This is a genomic window from Aestuariivirga sp., assembly GCF_047602625.1.
Lineage (GTDB): Bacteria > Pseudomonadota > Alphaproteobacteria > Rhizobiales > Aestuariivirgaceae > Aestuariivirga.
This window is the reverse complement of record NZ_JASGGV010000002.1, coordinates 2395047-2402500: the sequence shown is the minus strand read 5'-3', so window position 1 is coordinate 2402500 and position 7454 is coordinate 2395047. Positions and strand designations below refer to the sequence as shown.

The following is a 7454-nucleotide window of genomic DNA, read 5'->3' as shown; positions in this document are numbered from 1 at the left end:
GGCCCCAAGGAAACCATCACGGTTGATTCCGACGAAGACGGCCAGTTCACCGCCGCCATCGAGGGCGCCAAGGACGGCACCAAGTCGCAATATGCGCAGTACAATCACTTCCACGCCAAGGCAAAGGTGGGCGCCAGCCTCTATGCCACGGCGAAGGACAACAACATCCCCGACTACATCATCTCCGAATTGACGCGCGTGTTCGGCTATGACGTCGACTTCCAGCGCCAGGTGAAGCCCTCCGACACCTTCGAGGTGTTCTACGGCAACCCGCTCACCGGCTCTTCCTCCAAGCGCAAGGTGCTGCATTACGCGCAGCTCACCCTCGGCGGCAAAACCAAGACCTATTACCGCTACACCACCGCCGACGGGCAGACCGATTATTACGACGAGAACGGCCAGAGCGCCCAGCGCGCCCTGCTTGCCACCCCGGTGTCTGGCGCCCGCATCACCTCGGGCTTCGGCATGCGCATCCATCCGCTGCTCGGCTATTCCAAGATGCACACCGGCATTGATTTCGGCGTTCCCTATGGCACGCCCATCCGCGCGGCGGGCACCGGCACCATCACCAAGGCGGGCCGCTATGGCGCCTATGGTATCGCCGTCGAAATCGCCCACACTTCCAAATACGAAACGCTCTACGGCCACATGAGCAAGCTCGCCTCCGGCATCCGCCCGGGAACGCGCGTCAACCAGGGCCAGATCATCGGCTATGTCGGCGCCACCGGCCGCGCCACGGGCCCCCATCTTCACTATGAAATCCGCATCACCGAGCGGCCCGTCAATCCGGCCACCGTCAAGGTGGCGGGTGGCAAGCAGCTGGGCGGCAAGGAGCTGGGCAAGTTCCGCATGCTGAAGCAGAAGGTCATGGCGATGATGCAGCAGGCGCCTTCGTCCACGCAGGTGGCGCAGGCCAATCAGTAAGCAAAGCGGGAGACGCCTCCGTTGCGCGTCTTCCTCACTTTTCTCGCAGCCTATATTCTCAGCCAGTTCTACCGCTCCTTCCTGGCCGTCATCGCGCCTGAACTGGCGCGCGCGCTTGCACTCGACCCGCAGGCGCTCGGCAATCTGCAAGCGCTGTGGATCGCCGGATTCGTGGCGATGCAGTTTCCGGTCGGCTTCGCGCTTGACCGTTTCGGCCCGCGCCGCACCGTGTCGCTCATCATGCTGGCGGCGGTGGCAGGCGCCATTCTTTTCGCCAGGGCGCAAACGGCCTTCGCGCTCAACGCAAGCATGGTGCTCATCGGCATCGGCTGCAGCGCCATCTACATGGGCGGCATTTTCGTCTTCGGGCGGATGAACAGGTCCGAGCATTTCGCCCTTCTCTGCTCGCTGCTGCTCGGCATCGGTTCGGCTGGAAACCTGCTCGCCGCCACGCCCTTGGCCTATGCGGCGGAAACCATCGGCTGGCGCGGCGCGATGCTGGGCATGGCGGGCCTCACCGTGCTCTCGGCGCTTGCCACGTTCCTGCTGATCCGCGATCCGCCGCGCCTCACCCACGACGGCGGCGGCAGCTTCATCTCAGGGGTCAAGACGATCCTCTCCATCCGGGCGCTGTGGCCGCTGCTGCCGCTCACCGCCGTGGGCTATGCCATCGTGCTGGCCGAACGCGGCCTGTGGGCGGGCCCCTATTTTTCCTCCGTACACGGACTTGATGCGATCCAGCGCGGCAATGCGCTCTTGATCATGGCGGCGGCCATGTCGGCGGGCGCCATTCTCTATGCGCCGCTCGACCGCTGGCTGGGCACGCGCAAATGGATCGTCGTCACCGGCAGCGCCCTCACGGCCTTCTGCCTGTTGGCCCTCTCGCTCCTCAATCCCGCAACGCCCATGGCCGTCCTCATCATGGCGGCGCTGGGCGGCTTCGGCATGACCTATGGCGTGTTGATGGCGCATGGCAGGAGCTTCATTCCCGATGCGCTGCTCGGCCGCGGCATCACCATGCTCAACATCCTGTTCATCGGCGGGGCAGGCGTGTTGCAGCCGATCAGCGGTTGGGCGATGAAAGCCATGTCGGCGCTGCCGCCGGCTCAAGCCTACGCGCATCTGCACATGGCCTTCGCGCTGGCGCTGATCGCGGCGCTCGCCTTCTATCTCCTGTCGCGGGAAAAGCGCGTCAGTTCATGAACCAGCCGTGGCTCGCCACCACGGATTGCCCGGTCAGCGCATTGCTTGGGAAGGCCGCGAAGAACAGCGCCAGTTCGGCAATGTCCTCCACGGTGGTGAATTCGCCATCCACCGTATCGCCCAGCATCACCTTCTTGATCACCTGCTCCTCGCTGATCCCCAGGGCCTTCGCCTGCTCGGGGATCTGCTTGTCAACGAGCGGCGTCCGCACGAAGCCGGGACAGATCACATTGGTGCGCACGCCATGGGGCCCTGCCTCCTTGGCGATGGTGCGGGCCAGCCCCATTAGCCCGTGCTTCGCCGTCACGTAAGCCGATTTCAGCGGCGAGGCGAGCTTGGAATGCACCGAGCCCATATAGATCAGGCTCCCGGCATTCTGCTTGTACATCTGCGGGATCGCCGCCTTGGTGATCAGGAACGCGCCATCAAGATGGATGGCCAGCATGCGCTTCCAGTCGGCGAATGAAAAATTCTCGACCGCATTGACGATCTGAATGCCGGCATTGCTGATGGCGATGTCGAGCCGCCCATAATCCTTGATGGTGCGGGCGATGCCATCGTTCACCTGCTCCTCGCTCGCCACATCCATGGCAATGCCGATGGCCTTGCCCGGCCCCTGCGCCGAAAGCTCCCGCGCCGCCGCCTGCGCGGCCTCGGCCTTGAGGTCGGCGATCACCACGGTCGCGCCCTCGGCCACATAGCGTCTGGCGATGGCAAGGCCAATGCCGCCCGCCGCACCCGTCACCACCGCCACCCGGTTTTCAAGTTTCATGGAATATGTCCTCTCATTTTACTTTCTCGCCGCGGGCGAGGTCATAGGTCACCATATCGGCGCGGGCGCCGCCGCGCTTCGCCCAGGCCGCCCTGGAAAGGCTGGCCGCCACATCGGCACGGCCCTGCTCCCAGTGTTCCGCCATGGAAACGCGGGAGAAATCATAGTCGCGCGCATGGCCCTCGTAGGCGGGCGCGCTGTGGATGAGATGCATGACCGACACTTCCGGCTCATCCGGCAGGGCGGCCAGCAGCTTCACATCCGGGTCGTCGCGCAGATTGGCGGGAAGTTTCCGCAACACGCGCTTCATGGCGCGGCGCAGCTTCACCTTCTCGCGCAGCATGTCGGTGGAAAGCCTGGTGCGGCTGGAATAGCGGATTTCCTTCTCGCGCGCGGCGGCGTCGAGAAGCGTCTCCGGCACCTGCCCTTCGGCGCTGAACAGGTCGACCTGAAAGATCGACAGCGCCGGGGCCGGGGCCGGCTCGTCCAGCACATATTGCAGCGGCGTGTTGGAGACGACGCCGCCGTCCCAGTAATAGTCGCCGTCGATTTCAATGGGCGGCAGGCCCGGCGGCAAGGCGCCGGAGGCCATCACATGCTCCACTCCCAGCGTCTGCTTGGCGGAATCGAAGTACGTAAAATTGCCGGTGCGGATATTGACGGCGCCCACCGAAAGCCTGACCGGGCTGTGCGCGAGGCAGTCGAAATCGACCAGTTCCCGCAGCGTTTCGCGTAAGGGTTCCGATGAATAATAGCCAAGGCTGGCGGGCGTCGCCGCAGGCGTCAGCACCGGCGGGAACAGCCGCGGCGTGAAAAAACCCGGCGCTCCGCCCGCCAGTCCCATCAGCGCGCTCGCCCCGTTGAAGGCATTGCGCACGTGCACATGGGAGGAGAACGGCTGGCATTGCAGCCCGCTGGTCACCCGGTTCCAGAAATCGCGGAGGCGCGCCACGCGGTTTTCAGGCCGGTTTCCGGCGATGATCGCCCCGTTGATGGCGCCGATCGAAATGCCCGCCACCCAGTCGGGCGCATAGCCCTGCTCGGCCAGCGCCGCATAGGCGCCCGCCTGATAGGCCCCAAGCGCGCCGCCGCCCTGCAGCACGAGGATGCGGTATGGGCCGGGCCGGGACTCTGACTTGTCAAACATGCCCTTCACTTAGGAGCGTTGATGCTGCGGCGCAACACGCGGAGGCGTGTGATTGCGATGCCCCCTCCGGGCAGGAACCGAATGGCTCTGCAGGCGTTTTCGTCCGTCTGGCAGCGCGGAGCCTCGCATGGACATTCACGACACCGATCCCGCCCTCGATCTGGTTCTGGAACGCGATATCCCCGTCCCGCGCGCCAAGGTGTGGGAGGCGTGGACGACGCCGCATCTCCTCAAGCAATGGTTCTGCCCCAGGCCATGGATGGTGTCGGACTGCGAAATCGATCTCCGCCCGGGCGGCACGTTTCACACCGTGATGAAAGGCCCGGAAGGCCAGGAGATGAACAACACCGGCTGCGTCCTGCAGGCGGTGGCGGAGGAATTGCTGGTCTTCACCGATTGCCTCGGTCCCGATTTTCGCCCGGCGGCCAAGCCGTTCTTCACCGGCATCATCCTGCTCACCGATGCGCCCCATGGCACGCATTACAAGGCCATCGCCCGCCACGGCAGCGAAGAGGCCGCCAAAACCCACGCCACCATGGGCTTCGAGCAAGGCTGGGGCACAGCACTCGACCAGCTTGTCGAGCTGATGACAAAGGGAAAGGTGGGATAGCCCTCACACGAAGCGCAACACCCTCACACGTCCTCCCAGATCGCGGTGGCGGGCGGCTTCGCGGAAGCCTGCCCCGGCAAAGATCGCCGCAATATCCGCCTCCTGGCCTACGCCGATTTCCACCAGCACATGCCCGCCGTCCTCGAGATGCGCCCCGGCCCCTGCGGCGATCCTGCGGTAGGGGTCCAGCCCGTCGCCGCCGCCGTCCAGCGCCAGATGCGGGTCGAAGCCCTTCACCTCGGGGACAAGCCCGGCGATCTCCCCCCTGGGGATATAGGGCGGGTTGGAGACGATCAGGTCAAAGCGGCCCTCCACGGCTTCAAACCAGTCAGACCTGAGCAAGGCCAGCCGCCCCGCCACCCCCAAATCTTCCGCATTGCAGCGTGCCACCGCCAGCGCCCCGGGCGACACATCCACCGCCACACCGCTCGCGCCCAAACACTCCGCCAGCAGCGTGATGGCGATGATCCCTGAGCCGGTGCCGAGGTCCAGCACGCGGCTGCCCTCACCCATCAGCGGCAATGCTGCTTCGATCAGCGTCTCGGTATCAGGCCGGGGATCCAGCACGGCCTCCGTCACGCGGAAGGGCCGGCCATAAAACTCCCGCTTCCCTAAAATCCGCGACACGGGTTCAGCCTCAAGCCGCCGCGCCAGCATGGCCCGCAGCCGCACCACGGCCTCCTCCCCCACCACGCGCTGAGGCTCGGCCACCAGCTCCGCATGGTTCAGGCCTGCCGCCGCCTGCAGCAAAAGCCTCGCATCGAGTGCTGCCGTCTCAAAGCCCTTCGCCTCCAGCGCGGCGCGGGCCTCCTTCAGAAGACCTGCCGCCGCCTCAGGCTTCATCCTGCGCCGCGAGCAGTTCCGCCTGGTGATTGTTCATCAGCGCCTCCACCATCTCCTCCAGCGCCGGGCCTTCCATGATCTGGTCGAGCTTGTAGAGTGTTAAGTTGATGCGATGGTCGGTGCAGCGGCCTTGCGGAAAATTATAGGTGCGGATGCGCTCCGAGCGGTCGCCCGATCCCACCTGCCCTTTCCGCGAGGCCGAGCGTTCGCTGTCGATCCGCTGGCGCTCGATTTCATAGAGCCTCGCCCGCAGCAGCTTCATCGCCGCGTTCTTGTTCTTGAGCTGCGATTTTTCCGTCTGCTGCGCCACGGCGATACCGGTCGGGATGTGGGTGATGCGCACGGCGGAATCGGTCGTGTTCACCGATTGCCCGCCGGGGCCGGATGAGCGGTAGACGTCGATCCGCAAATCCTTGTCCTCGATTTTAATGTCCACCTCTTCCGCCTCCGGCAGCACGGCCACGGTGGCGGCGGAGGTGTGGATGCGCCCCTGCGTTTCGGTGGCGGGCACGCGCTGCACGCGGTGAACGCCCGATTCGAATTTGAGATGCGCGAAGGCCCCCGCGCCATAGATGTTGGCGATCACTTCCTTGTAGCCGCCATGCTCGCCTTCGCTGGTTGAGATCACCTCGACGCGCCAGCCCTTGAAAGCCGCATAGCGCTGATACATGCGGAACAGGTCACCGGCGAAAATCGCCGCCTCGTCGCCCCCCGTGCCGGCCCTCACTTCGAGAATCACGTTCCTGTCGTCGGCGGCATCCTTGGGCAGAAGCAGGATGCGGAGCGCCTGCTCCATGGCGGGAATGGTTTCGTCGAGCGCCGCGCGCTCGGCCTCCGCCATCTCGGCCATCTCGCCGCCCGCCTTCACCATCTCCTCCGCCTCGGCGCGCTCGGCATAGGATTTCTTCAGCGCGATCGCCGCCTTCGCCGTGGGCTCGAGATCGGCATATTCGCGCGACAGCTTCACAAACGCCTCGCCTCCCGCCCCGCTCGAGAGCTCATGCTCCACGGCGGCGAAACGGTGAATGATGCGGTCCAGCTTTTCAATCGGAAGGGCAGCCATGGCGGGGCCTTGTAGCGGAAGGCCGGATGATCCGGCAACGGGGGGCTTTGCTATGCCCTATCCCTGCAAATGCGCCTCAATGTCTTCGCCCCGCGCGAGCGGGGAGAAGAAGGGGACCCATCGCCCTTGCGATGGGGGAGATGAGGGGCACCCGGATATTGCGAGAACGTTTGTTGGCCTGAATTAGGTGTGCCAATACCACAAGGATTTTATGTGGGCACATCATACTCTTTGGGGCACCGGATCGGATATCCGCCATTGGTCGGCATTATTATTGAAGGAAATCGGCACTTCTCAAGGTCTTCTTTTGTCAACTTTCGCTTTCCCGCGGCATAGTTGGCAATGTTTGTGGAGATATCTTTTCCAGGCGGGACAACAGTAACAAGAACTCTTGCCCTCAAAATGGTCGCGAAGGAATCTTGCGGTTGCGGCTTGGTCGGAGTCCGCGCTCAGTAGATAAGCCCAGTCGAACCTATCGTGCATTGCGTCAGAGAACACGCTAAGAGCCAAATTGATGTCCGTCTGCTTTTCCGTTTCTTTTGTCCCTACAATACCACAATGCCTGCAAGCATCGGTTTCTTGTTCCATGTAGTGCCCCAGCACAGTCTCGACCAATCCAGTAGATTCCAGAGCCTGGATATACTTTTTGTGCCTAGCCAAACGGTTTGGGTCGTTCCTTTGATAGGCTGTACAATACGTTACGCCTACAAGCTCATGGCCTCTGTCTTGGCAGATAAGTCTACCCAAAGCCGTTAAGTCCAGCCATTTAAGATGACTGGCGCCTAATCTCTGAATTGGGTGGTAAAGATTGAAGCCATCGACATAGAGGATGGCTCTAGGGTTCTGCGGCATTCTCGACTCTTGATTTTAACGCCTCTTCGCATTATAAAGA

General features: G+C 63.5%; 8 protein-coding genes (1 of these 8 only partly in view). 3 read left to right on the top strand and 5 right to left on the bottom strand.

Features of this window, described 5'->3' with window-relative positions; genetic code table 11:
• Both QM694_RS16900 and QM694_RS16895 read left to right on the top strand, forming a co-directional pair.
• On the top strand, positions 1 to 924 hold the 3' portion of the coding sequence (locus QM694_RS16900) for a M23 family metallopeptidase (RefSeq protein ID WP_415008086.1). It extends 699 nt beyond the left edge of the window; the window shows 924 of its 1623 coding nt (coding positions 700–1623); its start codon lies off the left edge, out of view; the stop codon is at positions 922 to 924.
• A gap of 21 nt (positions 925 to 945) precedes the next feature.
• The gene (locus QM694_RS16895) at positions 946 to 2127 is read left to right on the top strand and encodes an MFS transporter (RefSeq protein WP_415008085.1); all 1182 of its coding nucleotides are present in this window, start codon (positions 946 to 948) and stop codon (positions 2125 to 2127) included.
• Here QM694_RS16895 and QM694_RS16890 read toward each other — a convergent pair.
• Positions 2117 to 2899 carry a 3-hydroxybutyrate dehydrogenase gene (locus tag QM694_RS16890; RefSeq protein WP_415008084.1) on the bottom strand — a complete coding sequence of 261 codons (783 nt, stop codon included), beginning with the start codon at positions 2897 to 2899 and terminating at the stop codon, positions 2117 to 2119. The genes QM694_RS16895 and QM694_RS16890 overlap by 11 nt on opposite strands.
• Positions 2900 to 2912: 13 nt before the next feature.
• Positions 2913 to 4046, bottom strand: coding sequence for a patatin-like phospholipase family protein (locus tag QM694_RS16885; RefSeq protein WP_415008083.1), 1134 nt, complete (start codon positions 4044 to 4046; stop codon positions 2913 to 2915).
• A gap of 127 nt (positions 4047 to 4173) precedes the next feature.
• Here QM694_RS16885 and QM694_RS16880 point away from each other — a divergent pair, with 127 nt between their 5' ends.
• Positions 4174 to 4656, top strand: a complete 483-nt coding sequence (locus tag QM694_RS16880; RefSeq protein WP_415008082.1) for an SRPBCC family protein — start codon at positions 4174 to 4176, stop codon at positions 4654 to 4656.
• 3 nt (positions 4657 to 4659) lie between these two features.
• Here the strand turns inward: QM694_RS16880 and prmC are convergent, their stop codons facing one another.
• The 3 genes from prmC to QM694_RS16865 form a co-directional block, all read right to left on the bottom strand.
• Positions 4660 to 5499, bottom strand: a complete 840-nt coding sequence (prmC, locus tag QM694_RS16875) for a peptide chain release factor N(5)-glutamine methyltransferase (protein WP_415008081.1) — start codon at positions 5497 to 5499, stop codon at positions 4660 to 4662.
• Positions 5489 to 6562 (bottom strand): peptide chain release factor 1, encoded by a 1074-nt coding sequence (gene prfA, locus QM694_RS16870; protein WP_415008080.1) that lies wholly within the window; start codon positions 6560 to 6562, stop codon positions 5489 to 5491. Before prfA ends, prmC begins: the two co-directional genes overlap by 11 nt.
• A gap of 294 nt (positions 6563 to 6856) precedes the next feature.
• Positions 6857 to 7414 (bottom strand): NYN domain-containing protein, encoded by a 558-nt coding sequence (locus QM694_RS16865; protein ID WP_415008079.1) that lies wholly within the window; start codon positions 7412 to 7414, stop codon positions 6857 to 6859.
• Positions 7415 to 7454: the final 40 nt, after the last annotated feature.